This is a genomic window from Elusimicrobiota bacterium, assembly GCA_041660925.1.
Classification (GTDB): Bacteria; Elusimicrobiota; Elusimicrobia; order UBA1565; family UBA1565; genus JBAZUV01.
The window spans coordinates 1-22,258 of record JBAZVI010000017.1 but is presented as its reverse complement, the minus strand read 5'-3'; the positions used below and the strand labels follow the sequence as shown (position 1 = coordinate 22,258).

Sequence of the window (22,258 nt, the reverse complement as noted above, 5' to 3'; positions counted from 1 at the left end):
CCGGCGGGTCGGCATCAAGCCCGCGCTCCTCGCGGCGACCATCGCGCACGAGTCGGGCTTCGGCGACTACCTCTCGCCGAAGGGGCCCGGCGGCACCGGCGACAACGGCCACGGGCACGGCCTCTCGCAGATCGACGACGGCACCTGGTCCGCCTGGCTCAACACGCACGACTGGCGCGATCCGGCAGTGAACATCGCGAAAGGCGCGGAGATCCTCGCCGCGTCGCTCAAGGCGTTTCCGGGCAACGTCGCCGCCGGCGTCGCCGCCTACAACGCTGGCGTGAGCCGCGTTCGGCAGGCCCTCGCAGCCGGCAAGGAAGCCGCCAGCGTCACGACCCACGACAAGCAGGGGCGCAGCTACGTCACGAACGTAGCGGCCCAGCTCGATCGCCTGCAGGCACGCGCGCAGGCCTGACACGTCCCGAGCTCCGCACCCCGCGGAGCCGGTTTTTCCAGGCGCCGTAGGAGGCGCACGGGAGCAAGGCCATGGCACCGTTCAACCGTCCTGCAGTCCGCTCGTGGGCCAATGTCGCCGGCATGCCCGCCGCCTCGCCCAACGGCTCTGTGGCGTGGTCCATCGCCGACAACGGCTTCGCGGTGAAGGCCGGCGGCGTGTGGGGCCTGGTGGCCCTGCCGGTCATCCCGCCCGGCACCATCACGCAGGCGATGCTCGTGGCGGGCTCGCTCGACGCCACGGTGGCCAAGAACCTCGCGGACGGCGACGCGATCGCGGGCCTCGCTCTGAAGTTCACGGTGAACATCGCCGACGGCCCGTCCGCGCCGACCGATTTCGTCACGACGTTCAAGGTGCGCATCCTCGACGTGCACGTGATCAAGAAGGTCGGAGCTGGCGGCATGGGCGACACGATCCAGGTCCAGACCGGCATGGGCGCCCCGATCTCCGACGCCATGAGCATCAACGTGATGGATCAGACGATCGTGCGCGCTGGCGCCATCGATGACACCACCAACGACATCGCCGCGCTCGGGACGATCCGCGTGAACATGTTCAAAATGGCGGCCGCGAACACCGCCTGCCAGGTCGTCATCCACTGCGTGCGCGTGGCGTAACAGCACCTCGAGGGGGCTCGTGCAGACGTCTGCACGGGCCCTCCTCGGAGTCGGGAGAGCACCATGGCAAAGCACCACAAGGAGCGGCCGCCGCAGGAGCATCCCGTCGAGGAGAAGCTCGAGGCGCCGGTGGAGGAGAAGCTCGAGGAGCCTGCCGAGCATCCCGTCGAGGAGAAGCTCGAGGCGGCCGTCGAGGACAAGCCGGCGGAGCAGCTCGTCGACGAGCCGGAGGATCAGGCGCCGTGGGGCGGCCTGCACGACGCAACGGACTTCATCCAAGGCCAGCAGCTCTCGCGACAGAACGCATGCGTTCTCCTCGAGGACGTCAGGAGCGATCTCGAGGAGCTCGCGAAGCGACCGACCCCACCCGGCCCGTACGCCCCGATCCTGCTGCACTTTTCGGATCGGCTCCGGATCGTGTTCGACGTGCTGCAGGACAAGGAAGCCAATCCCGTCGAGCGCACGCACCTGCTGCGCGCCGATCTGCACGAGAAGCTCCGGCCGGGCGCCCCGCAGGCGGTGGTCGACTCGAGGGGTCCGCGCTGCGAGGTCGTGCACGCCGACGGTTCGCGCTGCGAGCTCGAGGTCGACGCGACGGGAATCCACCGATTCGCGCACAAGGCGGGCTGGCGCCGCTGGTAGAGGAGCGCTGCGATGGACGCACGGGCCGCGAACAAGGGGAAGAAGCGCCCTGTGCAGACGTCTGCACGGAAGGTGGAAGCCTGCCCTCGGGTGCCCGTGTGCCTCCTCGACGCGCTGCGCGAGGGCAAGTCGGTGGAGCTGAAGCGGCACGGCGAGCGCTGGGCGCTCCTCGAGCCGGGCGCGAAGAAGCCGATCGCCGCTCGCAAGCACAAGGCCGCGGCTGAGGAGCTCCTCGCGACCGGGTACGGCGAGCTCGAGCGCGAGCTGCGGGTCGCGTGCCCGCCGAAGCTCGAGAGTGCCGACGCCGTCGTGTTCACGCCGCAGCGGCCGCAGGGTGAGCCCGTGCGCTTCGAGGCGCGCGAGGCGGCGCTCATCGTGTCGTCGCACAACCCGCAGTCGTTCGCGGCCGATCCGCAGTACCCCGCCGAGGTTCAGGAGCGCGTCTACGACCGCGACCCCAACGAACAGAGGAAGGTGATCGTCGGCGCTCAGACGCTCAACCCCGCCGTCGTCATCAACCGTTCGCCGACGCCGGAGGCTGGTCCGCCCCTCGTGACCGCCGGCGACCGCGCGATCGTGCTCGGCGGCAACGGCCGCAGCATGATGATCCGCCGCGCCTACGCCGAGGACACGCCCGCCGCGACCGCGTACCGGCAGGACCTGGTCCGGCGCGCCGCTGAGTTCGGCCTGCAGGTGGAGCAGGTGAAGAAGCTCCACCAACCGATCCTGGTGCGGGTCGTCCAGGGCCTCACCGCTGCGTCACCCGTGCGCGAGCTCTCGGCCGCGGTGCGCCGGTACAACGAGACGATGACCGCGGCCCTCGACGACCGCGCCCGCGCCGTCGCGAAGGCCCGCCAGCTCTCCGAGAACACGATCGCGACCCTCGGCGAGCTCCTCGCCGGCGCCGGCGAGAAGTCGTTGCGCGACCTGATGCGCGACTCTCCCGAGGCCTTTCTGCGGGTCCTCGAGGCGGACGGCATCATCACGGCGCAGAACCGGGCCGACTGGACGATCAGCGGAGCGCTCACCGACCGTGCGAAGGACGAGCTCGAGGGCATGTTCCTCGGCCGAGTGCTCGGGACCTCGCAGCGCCTCTCGACGACGTCGCCGGCGATCCTGCGCAAGGTCGAGCGCGCCGTGCCCTTCCTCGTGAAGGTGGAGGGCGTCAACCCGTCGTTCTCGAGGCTCGGCACGCTGCAGGCCGCGGTCGACCTGGTGAACGAGGCGGCCGCGCACAAGATGACGCTCGAGCAACTCCTCGACCAGCCGAACATGTTCAAGAAGCGCGCCCCGAACCCGGAGGCGGAGGAGCTCGCGCGGGTGCTCCTCGAGGACGGGCAGAAGGCGATCGCCGAACGCTTCCGCCGGTGGGCGAACGTCGCCGCGTTCGACCCGCGCCAGGCCGTCCTGTTCGGCAAGCCCCCGACCGACGACGAGGTCGCGCACGCCCTGTTCCGCCGCGCGGTGAACCCCTGCGCGTGCGACGGGGCCCGCCGGCGGCCGAACCCGGAGGGAAGCAAGAGCAGCGGGGAGCTGCGCGTGGTCATCGAGCACGCCGGCAAGAACGCCGCCGGCGTCGACCTCTACCGGCCCGCCCTGGCCCACGTGAACGACGCCGGCAAGGTGGTGGAGGTGTACTCCCGCGGCGAGACGACGAAGACCGCCTTGGAGACAGCCCTCGACGCGGCGAAGCGGCTCGCAAGGTCGCAGGGGTTGGCGATCGACGCCGGCGGGCTCCTCATCGACCCCCGCGGCGGCCGCAAGTCGAACCCGCGGCGTCTGGTGGCCGTCCTGCTCTCCGAGGCCCGCACGACCCGGCAACTGGCCCGGGAGCTCGTCCTGGGGCTTGGGAGCGGCCTTCCCGGGGCGACCGTGCGCGTGGTCCGGCGTTCAGCTCCGCACCTCCTGCAGGTCGAGCTGAACGGCAAGGGGCTGCCCCGGCGGGTGTTCGGCACCAAGGGCGCCATGCCGCAGCTCCGGACCGCCCTGGCGCGGCAGCTCAAGCGGCTCGCGGCCGGCGCGAGTGGGCGTCGACGGAACCCGGTGGTACAATCGCCCCGGGAGGCGCGCATGGGCGCTCGAAACGCAGCACCGACCGTCGCACAGCCGCCGCCGGTGAGCGACACCCCGGAGACGGACGAGCTCGAGCAGATGCTTCGGGACTCGGACGGCGGAAGCCTCGGCGAAAGGGCTCAGCGCCTCCTCGCGCTTCGGCGGACCGCAGAGCGGAACGGCGGCCTCGGCAACTATGGCGAGGTCGCACAGGAGCTCGAGCAGCTCGGCCGTCCGACCACCTGATGATCCGCACGTTTCTCGACGCGGGCGTGTTCATCGCCGCCAGCAAAGCCAAGCCCTCGCCGACGGATGCGCGCTATCGCGATCGCACCGCCAATTTCCATCGTGACCGGGCTGAATGGGCGGGGGCGTGGAAGACCCTCGGCGAGAGAAGTCGCGTGTTCGTGTCGTCTCCGTTCATCGATCTCGAGGTCCTGCCACCAGTCGAGGCCGAACGCCGGTTTCATGACGAGCTGGCGGTTCGCCTCCAACTCCTTCGCGAATGCAGCCCTGTCGACGCGACGCTTGAGGACATCTACCGGAAGGCGCGGGAGCTCGGCCGCGAGAGCGGGATCTCCGGCATCGATGCCCTGCACCTGGCAGCCGCTCACCTCGGCAACTGCGCCGAGCTCATTACCAGCGAGAGCCGCGGCCACCTCTTCAAGTCGAACGACGCGCGGCCGCTGCGGGTGCGCGTGATTGACGTACGCAGCCTGGCTCCGCCGTCCGTCGCCGCGCCGATTCCGACCGAAGACGACGTGGCGCCACTCAAGCCGAAGCGGCCGATCACCAGCGAGGAAATCAACGAGCTGATACGGAAGGACCGGAAGCGAGGGGAGTGACCGCGGCGTCCGTCTTGGCCGAACCGCGCATGGCGAACGCGAGTGCGTCGCCTGCCAGCTTGGCCCCGTATAGGCAGGGCCCGAGCTTGTGCTCTGCAGCCGTCCGGCATTGCAGACACGCTTGGACATGAGCCGTAGCAGCAGCGAATTTCGCGTCAGCCTCCGCGGTGCCAAGACCAGGAAAGAGCTGCTGCATCAGGTCGCTCATCGGCCGGACTCCACGACGAAGCGAACGATCCCGTACTCGAGATTCCCGTCGGGCCGTGCCTGCCTCTCCAGACGCTCCAACTGCTTTCGCGCCTGAGCCTCCGAAAAGCACGGTGAATCATGATCGACTGAGATCATGCAGTGTCGCTCCTGGGGGTGTCCAACGACGATGAACCACACCTCCCGCTCCAGCACGACCTTCTGGTCCAGCATCGTGCAACTCCTGCAGCTCGTGGCTGCGTTGCTCAGGCGTTCAGGTCCTAGTGGCCGACGGTGCGTCCCGGACGGTGTCTTTCGTCCACGGCTGACGCCCGGCGAGCACCGCGAAAGAGGCGCTATCCGCTGGAAATCCGGCGTTTCGCGATCAGGTCGTACAGGCGGGCTTCTTCTGAAAATCCCCGTGTCGGTGGTTCGATTCCGCCCCTGGGCACCACTTGAGCCCCTGTTTCCGCGACCTTGCGGGACAGGGGCTCTTTCTTTGCCCGCTTCCGTGTGTCCGTCCTTGTGTCCGCGGGGGCCGCGGCCGGGGCCTGTGCAGACGTCTGCACGGCAGCTCCGAGGGTCAGGTCGACGGGCACCCGCACGGCGCCGGCGGCCTTTCGACGGGCCTCGTCGCTCGAGTGCGCGTAGAGCTGCGTCGTCGACAGCGAGGCGTGCGCCGCCATGTCGCGCACCACGTGGATCGGCGTGCCGGCGTCGAGCTGGTTGCTCACCCAGGAGTGCCGCAGGTCGTGGATCCGCACGTCGGGCAGGCCGGCGGCGGCGCGGGCCTCGAGCCAGCGCGTGCGCGCGAACCAGTACGTCCAGGGCCACGGCTCACCAGGCGAGCGCTCGAGGGCAACGCGCAGCGCCGCGAGGGCGTCGTCGTTGAGCTCAACGACGTGCGGACGCCGGCCCTTCATCACGCCGGCGGGGTAGCGCACGATCCGCTGGTCCAGGTCGACCCAGTCCTCGAGGGTCTCGAGGGCGGTGCCCACGCGAAGACCCGTGTTCGCGACGTAGGTGAAGAACGGCCGCGTGTCGTCGCCGACGTGCGCGAGGAGGTGGGCGACCTCGGCGGGCTGCAGCCGGTGCCAGGCGTCGGCGAGCTCCTGCGCGCTCTCGCGGAAGTTCCGGGGCAGCGAGGGCGTGCTGCAGTACCCGGCGGAGTCGTCGGCGTACTTGAGCACCTGCCGGATCGTCACGAGGATGCGGTTGCACGTGCGCAGGGTGAGGTCGCCGTCGGCGAGCTCGTGCTTGAAGCGGCGCAGGTCGTCGGCGGTGATCCGGTCGATCGGCGTGTCGGCGCCGAGGGCCGGGAGCACGTAGTGCTTGAGGTGGCAGACCATGTGCGAGCGGTAGCTCGCCGCCTTGGCCTGCCACATCTTCGACGCGAGCATTTCCGCGGCTACTCGCGCGAGCGGTGGAGCGTCAGAGAGGGCCGTCCGCCGCCGCGCCGCGTCGACGCGGGCGCCGGCGACGCGCGCAGCTTCTCCTCGATCTCCTCGGCCAACGGCCTCGCGGATGCGACGGCTTCCTCGGGTTCGGCAGTCGAGGAACCAGCAGTCTTTTCCGCGCTCGACGAGCGTGAACTCTTCGCCTGCAGGAGACGAGTACCGGAACCGTTTTTCCCGCATGCGTGACCTCGGAGCTGACGCTGGACGTCCGCCCACTCGAACCAGACCCGACCTTGCGAGCCACTGCCGCGCATCGACGGTATCAGGTGACGATCGACCCACCGGCGGGTGACGTCCAGGAGCGCGGCGACGTGCTCCGGCGAGAGCGGCAGGAGCGCGGTGCGCCGTGCGAGGGCCTTGTCGAAGGTGGCCTTCTTCGTGTCGGCGGCGGCGGTCATGGCTTCCGCCAGAGAATCGACTCGCACGGCGTTCCCGGCTCCCTGTGGTTGTCGAACGAGAGCGGCGCCATTCGACGCCATCGCTGCGGATCGTCGCCCTGCTCAGCGGCGAAGGCGTCGAGGTCGGCGAGCGAGGTGATCTCGTTCAACTGGGACGCACGAATCACGACGCCCAACCGTGCCGCGGCTTCGACGAACCCCGGGATTCGCTTCGGGAAGTGGTCGGGCAGCTCGACGATCGTCGTGATCGTGACCCGCACGCTGTAGAGGCGCTTCGTATCGGCGGGCGCGGTCATGGCAGGCACTCCCTCACGAGGACTCGCGCTTCGGCGAGCTGCGCGAGCGTGACCAGGCCGTCGAGGCAGTCGAGCGGCTCGGTGAAGTAGTAGGCGCGCAGGTCGTGCGAGTACTCGACGCGCCCGGGCTCCCAGTGGTCGCGGTCGTAGACGGAGAGCGCGTCGCCGCTCCGAAGCTCGATGTCCCAGTGCGCGAGCCGGTACCGCCGATCTGCGATCGACTTCTCGAGGATCGCCTCGCGCCAGTCGACGACGGCTGCGGCGGTCATTGATACATCCGCACCGCGATGCAGTCCCGCGGGTACTTCGCCTTGAATCGCTCGCTGTACCAGGGCCACACCGACCGGACCTGGTCGAGGCGCTCGAGGTGCCCGGCCATCTCCTCTCGAAAGCGCGGGGACTCCGGGAACGCGAAGTAGTCCCGCGCAGCGGCCTCGAGCATCGCCAGGAGGCTCTTCTCGTACTGCATCGAGAGGTCAACGGCTTCCGCGTCCGCGTTCAGTTCGAGATCGCTGCCGATCGCCATCGTGGCCCCCTTCCCTGTCAGGTCTTCGGTTTGCCGAGCAGCTCGCCCAGGTTCCGGTGGATCGACTCGGCCTCTTCGCGTGTGAGCTCGAAGCTCGCGTCGTCGGCCTTCTTCACCTGCGCGAGGATCGTGAATTTGCCGTCTTTCACGCTGATTCCGGTGAGTCGCACCGTCTGCGTCAGGACGGCGCCGAAGCGGAAGACCGCCATCAGCGACCGCCCTTCTTCTTCGTGGCCTTCTTCGTGGCCTTCTTCGTGGCCTTCTTCGCCGCGACCTTCGCCGGCTGGGCCTTCACGGGCGCTGCAGCCTTCGCCGCCGGCGGCGCGCCCCACGTCTTCGCCGCGACCTCCATGACCTCGCCGGTGATGTCGGCGGCGACGAAGCCGAGGACCGCTGCGACGCGAGTACCGTCCCCGCCGAGCTTGAGCTTCTTGAAGAGCTGCTGCGGAATGGCCCCGCCGTACTCCTCGAGGAGCGCATCCCAGAACCACGGCGGGAGCTGGTGCGTCTTCTGGAGCCCAGGCAGCATCGCCTCGAGCTGGTCGACCTTCGCCTGACGCTCGGCCGCGTGCTTCTTCTCGAGCTCGCGGTTGCGCTTCTCCCAGTCTTGCGCGGTGGGCTCCTTCCGCGCCGCGCGCTGGGCGACCTTCACGACGTGGTAGATCCTCCCCTCGACCAGGGCGACGTAGATCGGTCCGTCCTTCTTCGAGCGCTCGAGCAGCTCGAAGCCGCACTCGTAGTTGAGGCCGCCCCACTGGTTGAACGCCTTCTTCGTGTCGCTCTTCGACAGCGCGCCGCCGCCCGTCTGCTCGACCTTCTTGACGCTCAACTGGAAGAGCACGCTGGCCTTCCGGTCCCAGCACTCGAGGTCAGTGCAGACGTCTGCACTGCGCGCCTGGCGCTCCGACGCCGGGAAGTTGTGCGAGTTCTTCGGGCACGTCGTGCAGGCCGGCGAGTTCGGCGCGACGTCGGGCTTCTTCAGGTCCCACTGCGCCTGCCCGATCTCCCGGTAGCAGTCGCGCGCGATGACCTCGACCGCCTCGCGGTGCGGGAGCGGCTCGGTGCCAGGGAGCGCGAGGAGCGCCTCGACGGCCCGCTTCTGCACACTCAGCGGGAGGCGCGCGATCGCGAGCCCCGTCGATGCGTCGTAGCGGCCGGCGGCCAGCAGCGCGCGGCCCTCGACGCCGAGCTGCGCGAGCTTGATCCGGGCGTACACCGTCGCCTTCGACTTGCCGGTCCGCTCGACGATCTGGTCGATGGTGAGCTTGCAGTCGGTCTGGAGCCGCGCGTACGCGTCGCCCTGCTCGAGCGCGCTGAGGTCCTCGCGCTGCACGTTCTCGATGAGCATGACCTCGAGCGCCTGCTCGTCGCTGAATTCGCGCACGATGCACGGCGCCTCGGCCAGGTGCAGCTTCGTCGCCGCCCGCCACCGGCGCTCGCCGGCGATGATCTCGTAGCCCTTCGCGTTCCGCCGCACGAGGAGCGGCTCGAGGATGCCCATCGAGCTGATGCTCGCGGCGAGCTCGTCGATCGCGGCGAACGTCTTGCGAGGGTTCAGCGGCGACGGGTGCAGATCGGCGATCGCGATTGACTGGGCCTGCATCGTTTCCTCCGGGATTTCAGGGGTCAGGTGGCGTCGAACGTCTTGCCGGTCGTGGTCTCGTACTGGCGGATCAGCACGCGGATCGCCCAACGGATGGCCTCGGGTGGGAGCAGCCGCAGCGAGGACCAGGCCACCCGCGCGGCCTCGTAGGCGCGCTCGTCGACGATCGAGGTCGCCCTGGGCTCCGCGTCGCTCACGTCGACTCCGGACCGCGCGGTTTCCGCAGGAATCCCCGCACGAATTCGTTGTCGCCCTCACCGCCGAGGAGCTCGCTCAGCGGCCGCCGCGGGCCCTCCGACGTCGGCAGCGGCGCCGGCGCGGGGCTCACCACCGGCGGGGGTTTCGACCGCGGCCGCGGGTCGACCCAGCCTCGATCGCCGTTGCGCTGGACGTTCCACGCGAGGTGCGCCGGCTTGAGCATCTGGACCAGCGCGGGCAGCGGCCGGCCGCGGTAGTACGGGTCGCCGGCCACGCCCAGCACGGCCTTGCAGAGGTTTTCGGCGGTGGCGCGCTCGAGCGCCTCGCGGATGACCTGGCCCTCGTGGGGCGTGAAAAGCACCGCGAGTCCGCGGGCCGCGGCGACCTCGGCGAACAGGCTCCAGACGGCCGCGACGTCGCCGCTCGGCACCGCCACGAGCTGCGTTCGCGGTCGGCCGTCCAGGGCCAGCGCTCCACGCGTCGAGCGCGCCGACGGACCGGCCCTTGGTGCGTAGCCTTGCCCCCCCACCCCCTCGGCAACCCTCGTCGGGGGGGTAGCCGACGTCGGGGCTGGCGTTGGGGGTAGGGGGGTAAGATCTTCGTTACGTACCGTTACGTAGGGTTCAGACGTCCGCGGGACGTCCTGCGGATGTCCTTCGGACGTCCTGCGGACAAGGTTCGCCGCGCCTGTTTTCTGTTCACCTCCGGACGTGTCCGCATTCTGTCCCGCGGACGTCGTGCGGACGTCCTGCGGATTCTCGTCGGACACACTTCGGACGTCCGAGGCCTGTCCCGCGGACATCGTGCGGACGTCCTGCGGACGTCCGACGCCGTTGCCGCCGCCGTTCCCCGGCAACACCTCGAAGGAACGCTGTCCGGTGTCGGATTTGGGACGCTTTTGCGCCCGCTGCGCCTTCTTCCGCTCGGTGTCGCGCTCCTGCCGCTCGCGCCGGATGCCCTGGTACTCGTCCCAGTCGTGCAGCTGGCCGTCGGGGTCGACGATGCCGCTGTCGGAGAGCGCGCGAACGAACTCGCCGGGCACCATGTCCGCGTCGAGCAACGCTGCGCTCGCGATGACCGCGGGATCGAGGTCGCTGATGTACCCGTCGGGCTTCGTCTTGCTGAGCCAGCAGATGAGATCGATCAGGTACCGGTGCGCGAGGTTCGGCCGGCCGATCATCACGCCGAGCTGCAGCACCTTGTAGTGGAAGCGGATGTCGTTATCGATCCGGGACCAGCTCATGGGCGTGCCTCGGCGGTTGTGCAGACGTCTGCACGGCAGGGGTTCGGGTTCATGGGTGGGCGCCTCGTCGGGGCTCGGGCGCCGTGTAGGAGCCGAGTCGGTGGCACCGCGCGTCGTAGCCGGCGGCCGACATCGAGAGGTCGTAGATCTCAGCGAGGATCCACCGCTCGAGGTCCTGGTCGTCGTGCCAGTCGAAGCGGAACGTCGGGATATACGAGTGCCGCTCGTACTCGTCGACGAGCTCCTCGAGCGTGTGGCCCGTCAGACGCCGGCAGGTCGTCGCCACGAGCCGCGACGTGAGGAGCTCCAGCTCGGCCGCGCAGTGCAGCGGCGCGCACTCCGGGCACACGTTGTCGAGCAGCCACAGCGCGAGGTCAGGCCCCTGGACGTGCGCGCCGCAGAAACGGCACGTCGCGACGGCCGGCAGCGGCGGCACCAGTCGCAGCGTGGTGCTCACGCCGCGTGCCCTGTCTTCGCGTCGGTGTCGACGAGCGGGAGCGAACCCTGTTCCGGCGGTTCGGCGGGAGGACGCACCTTGCGGGGCTGCTTCGGAGGAGCCGAGGTCACCGGCTGGTTCGCGGGTGGTGCCTCCTCGATGAAGAAGAGGACGAGGAGCGGCTGCTTGAGGACGTCGGCGTAGCGCTCGGCGATCTCCTTCTTGCAGCTCACCCGTCCGGCGAGGATGTCGCTTCCCCAACCGGCGCTCACCTTGGCGAGGGCCGAGATTTCACGTCGAGTCATCCCGCTGTCGATCACGGCGTAGCTGACGGCCTTCGCCTTCGCCGTCGCGCGCGGGTAGCTCATCTGACCGTGCTTCTTCCGACCGCTGCCCGGACCGCCCATCGCGACCTCCGCTCCCTACCCAAAATCGATGATCTACGGAAAATAGAAGAAGCGCAACAGGAAAATAGACCCGTGATCGGACGCCACGGTTCCGTTAAGCGCCCGGCGGTCCCCGGATCCATGATTCCTCAATCAGTTACGGGCACTTCGTGAAGATCGGAGACCGACTGCGGATCTTGCGAGCGGCACGCGGCATGTCTCAGGCCGACGTGGCTCGGATGACTCAGCTCTCTGGTCCGACGATCAGCCACATCGAGGCCGGCGGTCCGCAGCCCCGCAGCTACAACCTGGAGAAGATCGCCAAGGCCCTCGAGGTGCATCTCGACGCGCTGCACTTCGACGTGGTGTGCCTGCGCGAGGTGCTGCGGATCACCGGCGTTTCGGTCGATGACGTCGCTGAGCTCCCGAACGTCGAAACGACGCTGACCCGCACCGCCCGCGAGCTCAGCCGCCAGCTCAGCCCCGCCCAGGACGAGCACGCCGCCACCCTCCTCAAGGGCCTCGTCGGGTTCCAGCTCGCCGCCCCGGGCGGGCAAGTGCAGACGTCTGCAGCGGCCCCCGCGCAGGGGGTGGAGGGCGACGGGAAGCGGAAGGGGGAGCCGTGAGCCACAGGTGGCCGACGATGACGGTGCGAGAGGTCGTGCGAGTCCTCAAGCGCGCAGGTTTCGAGCGTGCTCGCCACGGCAAGCACGAGGGCTATCGGCATCCGTCAGGGCTCTTCGTTCCAGTGCCTGTCCATACCGGCGACGTTCCGCCAGGCACGCTGCGCAGCATCTTCGAGCTCGCAGGTATCTCGCGGGAGCGGCTCCGCGAGTTGCTCGACGCGTGAAGCGCTATCATCGAACCGGAGGCTGTCCATGAGGCGCGAGTTCCCCGCAAGAATCTGGCGCGAAGGCAAGTGGTGGCTCGCGCACAGCGCCGAGCTCAACATCGCCAGCAACGGCCGCACGGAGAAGGAAGCGGCTGCGATGCTGAAAGACGCGATCGAGCAGTTCTTCCAGCCCGATCCACCAATTCCCGCGAAGCCGAACGCGGTCATCGTCGTCGACGTGCCCGACGACTGCATCAACCCCGCCACCGGCTTCAAGGTGTACGGAGTGCCCCCCTCCAAAAGCGACCCCGACCTGATCGTCAGCGAGACGCGTCAGGTGAACCCGGGCCGTCGGAAGACCCGACGCCGCGGCTGAGCGGGGGGCTCAACGCCGGCGGGCCGGGGTGGTAGGGTTGGGGACATGAACGCGAAGTCTTTCAGCGGAGAATCTGGGCAGACGCGGACCGTGGTGCCGCGCACGTCGCTGTGGCTCGTGCCACCGCCCATCGAGGATCGTCTGCCCGAGAAGCTCCGTCAGGCGGCCACCTGGTACGCGGAGCGAATGCACAAGGACTGCATCCTTCCGATCCTTCGCGCCAAGTCGGACGATGACGCTGAGGGCCTCGTTGCGGAGCTTCTACCGAAGCACGCCGAGTTGCTCCTGGCACTGAGCGGGATCCTCCATACGCAATTCGAACCTCGGGATATCGAGGTTCATCGACGAACTGCCGCGTCGATGTGGGATCGCCCAAGCGCGTCGCGTCGGCTCGGCACTGACGCGCCACTCCTCTTCGAAAGTGCCGAGCGCGCCCGGCTGATGCTGGCGACGCTGGCCCAGAAGGCGATGCGCAGCGATTCGGCACGAGCCCAGGGCGTTCGAGTTCGACTCGAGGCGCCGCAGGTCATCGACGACGTCTTCTTCGTCGACTTCGCAGTGAGCATCGCTCGTGCCGCGTTGTACGCGCGCGGTCGCCAGCGACGCACGCCCGAGTTCTTCAGGCTGCTGGGACACGCTGCGATGGAGCGCTCGCGGGACGCGTACGGCTTCGTGTCGGGCCCGCTGTATCTCCGGCCTGACGAGGTCGCTGAGCGCGAGCTCAAGTCGTGAGCGATCGTCCTCCGCGACAGTGGGAAGTCTGGAAGGTCTGGCTCGGTGAGCCGGTCGGGCATGAGCAGAAGGGCGAGCACTACGCCGTGGTGCTGTCCTGCAGCCGGGTACCTGACGAACTTGGGCTCGCGACGGTTGCGCCGATCACCTCAGGGGAGCACGGCCCCTGGACGGTCAAGTTCGACGGCCACCAGGCCCGTATTCCTCTCACGCCGTCGTACGTGGAATGCCATCAGGTGCGGACCCTGTCGATCTCGCCGGAACGCTTCCTCTGGCGGGTGTCGAAGGGCATCGACGAGTCCGTGCGCGGGAAGATTCGCGTCGCTCTCGGCTCGCTCTTTCGGGATGCCTCCGAGGATGGTGACAGCACCCCCGACGTGTAGCCCCGACCGACCCCCGACGTGCGCACCGAACACCGCGGATCGTTGCAGGCTATGATCCCAGGCAGGGAGAACCTGCCATGCCGATCGACAGCGAGCGTCGCCACACCATGAAGATGGAGGAACTCGCCGCACGCGAGCGCATCGAGCGGCGACGCGGGTACTTCGCGATCGCAGCGCTGCTCGTCGTCAGCGCCCTCGTCCTCACGGTGACGGGGCACGGTGGAGCCGTCTGGGAGGTCACGAAGACGGCTGGCCTCGTCATCGGCGGCGTGGTGTACGTGCGGTTCATCGCAGTCTGACCGACCCCCGATTTGTCATCCGGATCCATGCATGCGGATCATGCGTGGAAATCACGGATCTGTCTGAAAACGCAGGGGTTGACGACGATCGCGAACGGGCGCCAACCTGTCGCGTATGGCGAGCTCGCGGCGCATCAAACTGTCGACCGGCACGGCATCCGTTTTCCGTGGCCTCGGCAGGCTCGCCGTCAAGAACCTCGTTCCCCCCGAGATGCAGGCCGACGCCGGCGAGGTGGTTGCTGGCATCGCTGAGATGCTGCGGGACGAGGTCACAATCGACGTCCAGGTCGGCTCGCCGGCCCCTCGCAAGCGCCGCCGCCTGGCTGGGGGGTCGCGATGAGCGAGGAAACGCCCCTCGAGCCGGTCGAAACGCTCGAGGCCGCCCTCGATTCCGCCGGCGATGAGCTCGTGCGGGCGTACGTGACCCGGCTCGGCGGCGCGTCGCCCCGGATCTCGGTCGGCCGCTCCCTGGAGCTCCGCCGCGATCGCCCCGTCCTCGACCAGCTCGTCGAGCACGTCCTCGCCTTCTCCACCGAGGGCGGCGGCCTTTTCGAGGTGAAGCTCAAGGCGAAGGGGGCTCACATCGGGTCCGCGAGGGTCAATATCGAGTTCCCCGCCGACTCCCGCGAGGCTCCCGGCGAGACTCCCCGCCGTTCCTCTGCGTTTCCCCGCGACTCCCGGGGGCTCCCCGGTGGCTCCCCGCCAGACGACGAGGTCTCCTCGAGGGCGGTGAACCGTGGCGCGCAGACGGTCTCACCGGAAGAGGAGGAGCTCGACCGGCTGATCCGGGTCGAAACGAAGCGCAACGCGTACAAGAAGATGCTCCTCGGCCCCGAAGACGACGACGACGAGGAGGAGGAAGACGAAGAGCCGGGCACCGACGAGAAAGGCAGCGCCAAGGGGGACGACGACGAGGAAGAGAAGGACCCCGACAAGAAGGCCGTCGAGTCGCTCGTGAAGAGCACCGCGGAATTCCTCGTCAGCGAGAGCGGCAAGACCCTCCTCGCGAGACTCGGCAACGCGATCGTCGACCGCATCGAGCTCGGCGCCGACGTCCTGCGCAAGCAGACCGAGCTGATCGCCCTCCAGTCCGCCAAGCTCGGAGGCACGCAGCCGCCGCCGCCGGCGACGCAGCCCACCACCACCACGGAGCAGCCGAAGGAAGAGGAGTCGACCGGCCCGCGCGTCCTGCGCATCCACCTGCCGAGCACCCCACAGGGCGGAGGTCAGGCGGCATGAGGGTCGTCGGCGCGCGTGAGGTGCTGCAGGCGGGGCTCGCTGGCACGGAGCAGCTCGTGGAGAAGATCACCACGATCATCCGTGACCAGGCGAAGCGCGCCGACGTGCGCGAGCTCGCGCGCCGCATCGTGCGTCTGGCACCCCCGCAGGACGCGACCGCCGAGATTCAGGCGACCTGGGACTACCTCACCGGGCTCAACGCGCCGCCCTACCGCGCCGACCCCGTCGACGTGCAGCTCCTCACCACGCCCGGCGCCTGGGAGGGCCTCAGCGGCGTGGACTGCAAGAAGTACACGATCGTCGCGGGCTCCATCCTCGAGGCGCTCGGCCACCCGGTGAAGGTGCGCGTCGTCGACCAGCGCGCGCAGCTCGGCGCCGAGGCCGGCTACCACCACGTGTACCTGCAGGTCTTCAACAAGGACCGCGGGACCTGGGTTCCGTTCGACCCCGTCACGAAGTCGTTTCGTCGGCCCGCTGCCAACGTCGGTACCGAGCCAGCGCACCGCGCCAGGAGGACCTACATGCTTCGCCCTGCGTACAACGGCAGCCGGCGGCCGCAGCCGATCGGGTTCGACCTCTACAACGACCTGATCAAGCCCTTCGACCCCACGCGGCCCGAGAACACCGGGGTTCGCGCGGCCTGGAGCCTCATCCCTGGTGGGAGCGCGATCGTCGCCGCCGCCGACGCGACCGCTGCCGTGCAGAAAGAGGCCTGGGCACGTCAGGCCGCCGCGGAGAAGGCCGCGAAGGACGCCGCCGCTGCGCAGGCCGCTGCGGCGGCGAAGAGCCAGCCCTCGGAGAAGCCGCGCATCGCGACGGGCCGGTCGAGCCTCATCAAGAAGAAGGGGACGACGACCACCACCGCCGCGCCGCCTCCTCCTCCGCCGGCTCCCGCGCCCGGCATGAGCACCACGACGAAGGTCGTCGCGGGCGTCGCCGGCGCCGCGGTCGTGGCCGGCCTCCTGTACGCGCTCACCCGGAAGCCCAAGGCCCGGCGCGCCAACCCGCGCCGCAAGAAGAGCCAGGGCAAGAGGCGGGCGGCCTGATGCTGGTCCGCGCCTACAGCGACGGCCTCGGAGCCCTGCCGAAGACGGGGCCGAGCCGCACCGTTTCGACGAGCCGCACGACTCCGGCCTCGACGCCGGCCGCGGCGTCGCAAACGACCGTGCAGTCGGGTGGCGAGAAAGCCCGTGCGCAGGCGCAGCAGACGCGCACGACCGCCACCGCGGACGCGAAGGGCGGCAGCGGACGACGAGTCGTCGCCGCGCGCACCCCGGCGAAGGCGTCCGAAAAGACGCCCATGCAGACGTCTGCACAGAAGCGGACGACCATCAGGAAGAACGGCGGGCAGTCGCCCCTGCAACAGTTCGACGACGAGAAGAAGCGGGAAACACGCTCGAAGAAGCAAGATCCGAAGCCGGGCGTCTCGGTCAAGGAAGCGTCGATCGCTCGCGAGCTCAAGACCACGACGACGGACACGACGCAGCCGGCCGACAAGCCGCCGCCCCCGAAGAGGCGAGACAGGCCGCCAGCAAGCAGGGGAGCGAGGTTCTTCTCACCCCATCTGAATGCCTGGCTGGTCTGGGACGGCGAGGACTATCGATTCGAGGACGGACGACCGCTCAGCCGCTTCGACTGGATGCAGGTCTCGATGGATTCTGGACCGCCGCCTGGCGGCGCTCCGCCGTCGACGAATCCGCCGCCCGGAACGCCTCCTCCGACGCTGGAGACACCGCCGCTCGTGCTGCCCGTCACGCCCGCTTCGCCGCCCCTCGTGCCGCCGGTCGAGGCTCCGCCAGGTACGCCGCCCGTCGTGGTCCAGGCGCCGCCGACCTCGCCGCCGCTCGTGCAGGCGCCCCCGACGACGCAGCTCATCACGCCGAGCTCGCCGGGCCCCTCGAGCTCGCTGCCGAGCGTGCTGCCGGCATACAGCGACACGTCGCAGCCGCAGCTCACGCAGAAGACGCCGGCGGAGAAGTTCGACACGTCGACGGAGCGCCTCGTCACCGAGGAGCCCAAGGGCCTCAGCAACGGCGCGAAGGTGATGATCGGCGTGGGCGTCACGGTTGTAGCCGTCACGATCGAGGAGCTGATTCGGCGCGCCTGGAAGAAGCGGAGCCGTCGCCGATGACGACCGCCGCCGAGCTGCAGCCGAAGATCCTCACCGTGCGGGCCGCGATGGCGTCGTGGCGCACCGCGATCGCGTACGTGTCCGCGCAGGACCAGCAGGAGCAGATCCTCGGCGCATACAACACCTTCGCGAAGATCGTCGACGCGTGGGCCGGCAAGCAACGCGACGAGGTGCTCGCCGGCAAGCGCTCCCTCGCGACCTGGCAGACCTACGGCGACGAGCTGCAGAAACAGGCGGAGCTCTTCCAGGGTCAGATCGACTGGGTCGCCCGGTATTCGGCCCTCGCGGACACTCTCGGCGAAGCGTCGCAGGCCGTGCTCAGGCCGCTCGACGCGAAGGTTGCCGAGCTGCGGAGCGACCTCAACGGCCTCCTCGTGGCGCAGGCGAAGTTCGACGCCGACAAGAAGGCGCTCGAGCCCATCCGCAAGAAGCTCTCGGTCGAGGTCCGGGATCTGTACTGGGGCCCGCCGGCGGCGAAGGCAAAGGCCAGCCTCGGCACGCTGCAGACGATCGTCCAGGGCCTCGAGGCCGGGCTGCGCGCGCTGCACGGCGGCGGCTCGGCGGACTTCGCCAACCTCGCGAAGCTCAGCGGAGGGCTCGGAAACCCGTTCGTTGGTGTCGCCGGCGCGTTCGCTGTCATCGCGATCGCAGCGTCGATCGCCGTGTCGCTGTGGGCCTTCTTCAAGCACGCCGACGAGGTGGCCCGGGTCGAGCGGCAGAAGGCGATCATCGAGCTGGCGAAGACCGACCCCGACGCCGCGAAGAAGCTCGCCGGAATCTTCAAGGACGAAGGCGCGGACGGCACCCCGACGATCGTCATCGTGCTGGCCACCATCGGCGCCCTCTCGGCCACGGCGATCGGGCTCTATCTCTGGAGCAAACGGGGGCAGCCCGCTCGGAAGGTGAACCCGCGTCCGCGCAAGGCCCCGGCCAAGCCCAGGAAGCGACGTCGACAGGAGGCTCATGCGTGAGGCTCCCGCCATCCGTCGCAGTGCTGGGCGAGGTCCTCGACCTGCGGGTCGAACAGGACGGGCGTCGTTCCACGCTCTCGTGGAAGCGGCCGCACTGGCTCTGCGCGGAGCCCGGGACGCAGCGGCTCTGGATCCTGCCGATGCCCGCCGAGGAGCCGGAGCCGCTCGAGGACTTCGACGAGGACCTGCGCGCAGCCGCGAAGCTCTACCGGCGGTGGTCGGACCTGGTGCCCGTCGGTGCGACGCGGGTGCAGGTGCGGATCACGAGCTCGGCCGAGTTCCGCGGGCACGTGAACGTGATCGGCTACCGCTCGAGCAAATGGAACGGCAGCTTCGACGAGTACGAGCACATTTTCACGCGGCCGCCTCGCATCGAGCGTGCGGGTGAGGTGTACCGAATCACCGGGAGCACGCTGCGCGTGACCCCAGGAGGGATCGACGGATGAGCGAGTCAATCGAGGACACGGTCGCGGTGAACAAGGGCAAGAAGGGCGCCGGCGCGAAGAAGGCGAAGAAGAGCGGCGGCAAGAAGCGCCACCGTAAGGCCGCGGCGAAGACGAGCGGCAAGCGCCGTCGTCGCAGCGCGGCGCCCGCCCCCAAGCACCGCCGCCGGTCGCGCCGGAAGAACCCGGGCGTCGACATCATGGGCATGGGCGTCGCGGCCCTCGGCGGCGCGGCCGCGGAGGTCGTGACGACGGTCGGCGCCCACTTCGCCGGCAAGCTCGTGAAGAAGGACGGGCTCGGCCGCTCCGCCGTGAAGGCCGGCGCCGGCGGCGTCCTGGGCATCGGCCTCGGCACCGTGGTCGGCATGTTCAGCCCCTCCGCGGGCAAGGGCATGGCGGGCGTCGGCGGGTCGCAGATCGTGCGGCACCTGCTCGCCGAGGCCGCGATCTCGAAGGACGGCAAGGCGAACGTGCTGCAGAAGGCCGGCTTCGCGATCAAGACGTTGCCGGAGGGCGTCTACGCGAAGGACGGCGTGCTCTACAAGCTCGACGCCGCCGGCAAGGAACAGCTCCTCCTGGGCTTCAGCCCGCGCGCCATCGAGCTCGAGATGGACGACGGCAGCCGGCGGCCGGCCCAGCTCCTCGGGCAGCTCGGCAACGACGCGCTGATCCTCGACCAGGAGGGGGAGGTGCGGATGCTCGCCGGCGTCGTCGTCGACGCGTACCCGAACCCGCAGGCGATCGGCGGCGGCCAGGGAACGATCGTGCCCGCGTACCAGGGCGGCGACGGGCTCTCCGGCAACGACTACAGCGAGGACCGCTACTCCTAGCGACCATCCAGGGGCCGAGTGCAGACGTCTGCACTCGACCTCGTGAACACACTCGACAGCGCAGCGCGAGGCCCGACAGACGCACCACAACCCCGCGCGCAGCGCGGACCCAAGGAGAGGTCAGATGCCCGAACCCAGCAACCCGAACCCCAACACCTACCGGCCCGGCCCGGACGACGCCGCGATCGCGAAGCTCCGCAACCCGATGAAGGTCAGGCTCTTCGCGGCGGCCGAGTTCACGGGCGCCCGGAACAGCGCCGCCACGGGCCTCGCGCAGATCACGGCCAACAACAACGGGTTCGACATCTTCCGCGCGGCGGCGGCCTTCCAGCCGCAGGGCCAGCACCCGTACAACAACTGGCTCGACATCTCGGCCAAGCCGCTCTTCCAGTTCTTTCCGGAAGCGATCGGCGTGTACGTGGGCGGCATGGGCGACTCGGCCACCGACGACGTCGGCAAGATCCTCGTCGAGACCTGCCAGCTCACGCTCCAGAAGCAGAGCCAGGGCGTCATCCTGCGCCAGCCGCTGCTGACGGTGCCTCCGGGCGTCGGCGTCGACAGCGTCATCACCGACTCGAGTGGCCTGGGGCCGTTCTGGCGCAGCCGCAACGGCCAGCTCGGGACGCAGGGCCTCTTCCCGATCCCGAAGGGCGTGGTGTTCGACAAGGAGACCGCGCTCAACGCCTTCCTCAGCACCACCGCGAACGGCGCCACGGCCCTCGCGGCGCTCGCCGGCAACTTCCCCACCGAGGGCGCGATCATCGGCGTCGTGATGTACGGCGTCGGCGAGTTCAACATCGGCGCGCAGCGGTAACGTGCGCGGCCTCGCTTCACTGGTCCTGTGCTCGGCGCTGGCGGTCCTCGCGACCGCCGGCGTCGGGTGCGGCCAGGCTCCAGCGATCGACGACCACCCAGACCCTACGGAACAGCCCGACGGAGGCGACGTCATCATGCCTGTCTACGTGCCCGGAGACTCCTATCTACGGCGCCTCATGGAGCGGCGAAAGGTCGTCGACTTGCTGCCGTGGATGGAGCTGTACCAGGGCGGTCAGCTCGGCTGTCTCCCTCCGGCGTCGCCGGCCGGCAGCCAGGTGAACCTGTCGATCAAACGCCCCTATGCGATCGATCTGCAGGACCTCACGATCGCGGGGGCGCAGGAGCAGAATGGCGGCGGCATCCTGGCGTACGGCCCGGTGTCGACGATGCTCATGCCGACCATCGGCGCCCTCGGCACCAATCAATCGGTGAGCCAGTTCGCCGACATCAGCCTCGTCGGCAGCGCCAACAACGGCTGGTGGGGACTCGGCGCAGGGGCGTTCTACGCGCCGAACGAGATCGTTCGGATGCAGGCAAATCTCGTCGCGGCGCTCGGCGCGGCCGGCGTTGGCGCGCAGGGGCTGCAGCTCCACCTCGCCGGGCGGGGCTATCGCGAGTGGCCGAAGGGCTCGCTCAATCCGGCGCAGCTCACCCGGGCCGAATACGCCCAGCTCGGCTTCGCCTTCGATCCGTACACGTACGGTGGTCGCGTCACGGTGCCAGCGGCAACTCCCTCGGGGCAGGAAACGTCGCTTCAGTTCACCTTCGATCGCGACTTCCTGGCCGACGATTTCACCCTCAACGTGTTCGAGGGCGGTGTCGCGTCCGATACTTGGCCCTTCACACCAGGCCCCGACCCGATCGGACTGGCGCTCATCAGGTTCGATACCGATCGGATCTTCTTCAGCGAGCCTGTTTCGCGGTGGGTGGCCGTCGGTGAGCCGCAGCCCCGCACCGCATGGAAGTTCCCGATTCCCCTCACGCTCAACGCGGGAACGACGATCAACTTTCGAGTCGTGCTGCCGGTAGCCGTTGGCGCGGTCTGCGACTTCGACTTCGTGCTGCACGGCCACCTCCTCCGGAAGCTGTAGGCATCGATGCCGATCTACGCGGAGAACAGCCGGTTTCAGCGCCTCGAGGTCTACGGGGCGGCGGTGGCGCGCCCGGTCGCTGCCGGCGAGGTCGACCTCTGCCAGATCGTGACCGCCGCAGGTCAGTATGCGTTCGTGTCTGTGCTGCAGGCGGTGCAGCTCAACCCCACGACGACCGTGCTCAGTCGCCTCGTGACGGGCCTTTCGTGGCGCCTGTACATCGCTGACCAGGGCGGCAAGAGCCCGAAGCCTGTCGCGTTCGGGCCTGGCGCAGCCGCGCAAGACCAGGTCTGGACCTTCACCGACGGAACGCCCGCGGGTCGCAATATTCTCGTCGCGCCGAACCACACGCTGATCTTCCGCGCGTTCATCGATCCGGCTACGGCCCCAGCGACCATCACTCACGTCGCCGGCGCCATCGTCGGCGTCATGTTCCACGAGCAGAGCCTCGAGGAGTTCGCGCTCCTCAGCCTGGTGGACAAGCCGTGACGCGGGGCCAGCTCATCGCCCTCGTAGCAGGGGGCCTCGTGGCTGCGGCTGGCGTGATCGCGCTCGCTCGGTACATCCCGAAGGCCCGCTTCCTCGCGGCGCTGCCGCCCGCGGGGCAGCCGTACGGCGAGATCATCTGGCGCGAGGCCCGGCGGGTCGGCATCAAGCCCGCGCTCCTCGCGGCGACCATCGCGCACGAGTCGGGCTTCGGCGACTACCTCTCGCCGAAGGGGCCCGGCGGCACCGGCGACAACGGCCACGGGCACGGCCTCTCAGATCGGAAGAGC

Annotated in this window: 33 protein-coding genes; 22 read left to right on the top strand and 11 right to left on the bottom strand. The window is 69.3% G+C overall.

Annotated features, from left to right (window positions below):
- The 5 genes from WC969_15385 to WC969_15365 form a co-directional block, all read left to right on the top strand.
- On the top strand, positions 1-415 hold a 415-nt coding region (locus WC969_15385; protein MFA6031235.1), incomplete at its 5' end, for a lytic transglycosylase domain-containing protein.
- A gap of 71 nt (positions 416-486) precedes the next feature.
- Positions 487-1,071 (top strand): hypothetical protein, encoded by a 585-nt coding sequence (locus WC969_15380; GenBank protein ID MFA6031234.1) that lies wholly within the window; start codon positions 487-489, stop codon positions 1,069-1,071.
- Positions 1,072-1,134: 63 nt separating this feature from the next.
- A complete protein-coding gene (locus WC969_15375) occupies positions 1,135-1,713 on the top strand; it encodes a hypothetical protein (GenBank protein MFA6031233.1) in 579 nt (192 codons plus the stop codon).
- 12 nt (positions 1,714-1,725) lie between these two features.
- Positions 1,726-4,011 (top strand): hypothetical protein, encoded by a 2,286-nt coding sequence (locus WC969_15370; protein MFA6031232.1) that lies wholly within the window; start codon positions 1,726-1,728, stop codon positions 4,009-4,011.
- Positions 4,011-4,610: a type II toxin-antitoxin system VapC family toxin gene (locus WC969_15365; GenBank protein MFA6031231.1), complete on the top strand. Its 600-nt coding sequence runs from the start codon at positions 4,011-4,013 to the stop codon at positions 4,608-4,610. The genes WC969_15370 and WC969_15365 overlap by 1 nt, the downstream gene beginning before the upstream one ends.
- A gap of 542 nt (positions 4,611-5,152) precedes the next feature.
- On the opposite strand, the gene WC969_15360 is transcribed toward WC969_15365, so the two are convergent.
- The 11 genes from WC969_15360 to WC969_15310 are packed head-to-tail and all read right to left on the bottom strand — an operon-like array spanning position 5,153 to position 11,360.
- The gene (locus WC969_15360) at positions 5,153-6,196 is read right to left on the bottom strand and encodes a site-specific integrase (protein MFA6031230.1); all 1,044 of its coding nucleotides are present in this window, start codon (positions 6,194-6,196) and stop codon (positions 5,153-5,155) included.
- Between the two features lie 8 nt (positions 6,197-6,204).
- Positions 6,205-6,678, bottom strand: coding sequence for a hypothetical protein (locus tag WC969_15355; protein ID MFA6031229.1), 474 nt, complete (start codon positions 6,676-6,678; stop codon positions 6,205-6,207).
- Positions 6,648-6,947, bottom strand: a complete 300-nt coding sequence (locus tag WC969_15350) for a hypothetical protein (GenBank protein ID MFA6031228.1) — start codon at positions 6,945-6,947, stop codon at positions 6,648-6,650. Before WC969_15350 ends, WC969_15355 begins: the two co-directional genes overlap by 31 nt.
- Positions 6,944-7,216, bottom strand: coding sequence for a DUF5348 domain-containing protein (locus WC969_15345; protein MFA6031227.1), 273 nt, complete (start codon positions 7,214-7,216; stop codon positions 6,944-6,946). The genes WC969_15350 and WC969_15345 overlap by 4 nt, the downstream gene beginning before the upstream one ends.
- A complete protein-coding gene (locus tag WC969_15340; protein MFA6031226.1) occupies positions 7,213-7,473 on the bottom strand; it encodes a hypothetical protein in 261 nt (86 codons plus the stop codon). Before WC969_15340 ends, WC969_15345 begins: the two co-directional genes overlap by 4 nt.
- 17 nt (positions 7,474-7,490) lie before the next feature.
- Positions 7,491-7,682, bottom strand: a complete 192-nt coding sequence (locus WC969_15335; protein MFA6031225.1) for a hypothetical protein — start codon at positions 7,680-7,682, stop codon at positions 7,491-7,493.
- Entirely contained in the window at positions 7,682-9,076 is a 1,395-nt protein-coding gene (locus WC969_15330) for a ParB/RepB/Spo0J family partition protein (GenBank protein ID MFA6031224.1), read from the bottom strand. The genes WC969_15335 and WC969_15330 overlap by 1 nt, the downstream gene beginning before the upstream one ends.
- Positions 9,077-9,099: 23 nt before the next feature.
- Positions 9,100-9,273, bottom strand: coding sequence for a hypothetical protein (locus WC969_15325; GenBank protein MFA6031223.1), 174 nt, complete (start codon positions 9,271-9,273; stop codon positions 9,100-9,102).
- Positions 9,270-10,517, bottom strand: coding sequence for a hypothetical protein (locus WC969_15320; protein MFA6031222.1), 1,248 nt, complete (start codon positions 10,515-10,517; stop codon positions 9,270-9,272). Before WC969_15320 ends, WC969_15325 begins: the two co-directional genes overlap by 4 nt.
- Positions 10,518-10,566: 49 nt before the next feature.
- On the bottom strand, positions 10,567-10,953 hold the full coding sequence (locus WC969_15315) for a hypothetical protein (protein MFA6031221.1): 387 nt from the start codon (positions 10,951-10,953) through the stop codon (positions 10,567-10,569).
- Between the two features lie 17 nt (positions 10,954-10,970).
- Complete coding sequence (locus tag WC969_15310; protein ID MFA6031220.1) at positions 10,971-11,360, bottom strand: hypothetical protein; 390 nt, start codon at positions 11,358-11,360, stop codon at positions 10,971-10,973.
- Between the two features lie 149 nt (positions 11,361-11,509).
- Here WC969_15310 and WC969_15305 point away from each other — a divergent pair, with 149 nt between their 5' ends.
- The 17 genes from WC969_15305 to WC969_15225 form a co-directional block, all read left to right on the top strand.
- On the top strand, positions 11,510-11,965 hold the full coding sequence (locus WC969_15305; GenBank protein MFA6031219.1) for a helix-turn-helix domain-containing protein: 456 nt from the start codon (positions 11,510-11,512) through the stop codon (positions 11,963-11,965).
- Between the two features lie 17 nt (positions 11,966-11,982).
- Complete coding sequence (locus WC969_15300; protein ID MFA6031218.1) at positions 11,983-12,189, top strand: type II toxin-antitoxin system HicA family toxin; 207 nt, start codon at positions 11,983-11,985, stop codon at positions 12,187-12,189.
- Between the two features lie 28 nt (positions 12,190-12,217).
- Complete coding sequence (locus WC969_15295) at positions 12,218-12,547, top strand: type II toxin-antitoxin system HicB family antitoxin (GenBank protein ID MFA6031217.1); 330 nt, start codon at positions 12,218-12,220, stop codon at positions 12,545-12,547.
- Between the two features lie 45 nt (positions 12,548-12,592).
- Entirely contained in the window at positions 12,593-13,279 is a 687-nt protein-coding gene (locus tag WC969_15290; protein MFA6031216.1) for a hypothetical protein, read from the top strand.
- On the top strand, positions 13,276-13,662 hold the full coding sequence (locus WC969_15285; protein ID MFA6031215.1) for a type II toxin-antitoxin system PemK/MazF family toxin: 387 nt from the start codon (positions 13,276-13,278) through the stop codon (positions 13,660-13,662). Before WC969_15290 ends, WC969_15285 begins: the two co-directional genes overlap by 4 nt.
- A 77-nt stretch (positions 13,663-13,739) precedes the next feature.
- A complete protein-coding gene (locus WC969_15280; protein MFA6031214.1) occupies positions 13,740-13,961 on the top strand; it encodes a hypothetical protein in 222 nt (73 codons plus the stop codon).
- A gap of 115 nt (positions 13,962-14,076) precedes the next feature.
- Positions 14,077-14,301 carry a hypothetical protein gene (locus WC969_15275; GenBank protein MFA6031213.1) on the top strand — a complete coding sequence of 75 codons (225 nt, stop codon included), beginning with the start codon at positions 14,077-14,079 and terminating at the stop codon, positions 14,299-14,301.
- Positions 14,298-15,200, top strand: a complete 903-nt coding sequence (locus tag WC969_15270; GenBank protein ID MFA6031212.1) for a hypothetical protein — start codon at positions 14,298-14,300, stop codon at positions 15,198-15,200. The genes WC969_15275 and WC969_15270 overlap by 4 nt, the downstream gene beginning before the upstream one ends.
- Entirely contained in the window at positions 15,197-16,246 is a 1,050-nt protein-coding gene (locus WC969_15265; protein MFA6031211.1) for a transglutaminase-like domain-containing protein, read from the top strand. Before WC969_15270 ends, WC969_15265 begins: the two co-directional genes overlap by 4 nt.
- Positions 16,246-17,331: a hypothetical protein gene (locus WC969_15260; GenBank protein MFA6031210.1), complete on the top strand. Its 1,086-nt coding sequence runs from the start codon at positions 16,246-16,248 to the stop codon at positions 17,329-17,331. Before WC969_15265 ends, WC969_15260 begins: the two co-directional genes overlap by 1 nt.
- Positions 17,328-18,302 carry a hypothetical protein gene (locus WC969_15255; GenBank protein ID MFA6031209.1) on the top strand — a complete coding sequence of 325 codons (975 nt, stop codon included), beginning with the start codon at positions 17,328-17,330 and terminating at the stop codon, positions 18,300-18,302. Before WC969_15260 ends, WC969_15255 begins: the two co-directional genes overlap by 4 nt.
- A complete protein-coding gene (locus tag WC969_15250; GenBank protein MFA6031208.1) occupies positions 18,299-18,748 on the top strand; it encodes a hypothetical protein in 450 nt (149 codons plus the stop codon). The genes WC969_15255 and WC969_15250 overlap by 4 nt, the downstream gene beginning before the upstream one ends.
- The gene (locus WC969_15245) at positions 18,745-19,575 is read left to right on the top strand and encodes a hypothetical protein (protein MFA6031207.1); all 831 of its coding nucleotides are present in this window, start codon (positions 18,745-18,747) and stop codon (positions 19,573-19,575) included. Before WC969_15250 ends, WC969_15245 begins: the two co-directional genes overlap by 4 nt.
- Before the next feature lie 124 nt (positions 19,576-19,699).
- Positions 19,700-20,389, top strand: coding sequence for a hypothetical protein (locus WC969_15240; GenBank protein MFA6031206.1), 690 nt, complete (start codon positions 19,700-19,702; stop codon positions 20,387-20,389).
- A gap of 136 nt (positions 20,390-20,525) precedes the next feature.
- Positions 20,526-21,482, top strand: a complete 957-nt coding sequence (locus tag WC969_15235; GenBank protein MFA6031205.1) for a hypothetical protein — start codon at positions 20,526-20,528, stop codon at positions 21,480-21,482.
- 6 nt (positions 21,483-21,488) lie between these two features.
- Positions 21,489-21,971 (top strand): hypothetical protein, encoded by a 483-nt coding sequence (locus WC969_15230; protein ID MFA6031204.1) that lies wholly within the window; start codon positions 21,489-21,491, stop codon positions 21,969-21,971.
- A gap of 53 nt (positions 21,972-22,024) precedes the next feature.
- Positions 22,025-22,258 (top strand): hypothetical protein (locus tag WC969_15225; protein ID MFA6031203.1); only part of this gene is annotated, 234 nt, incomplete at its 3' end.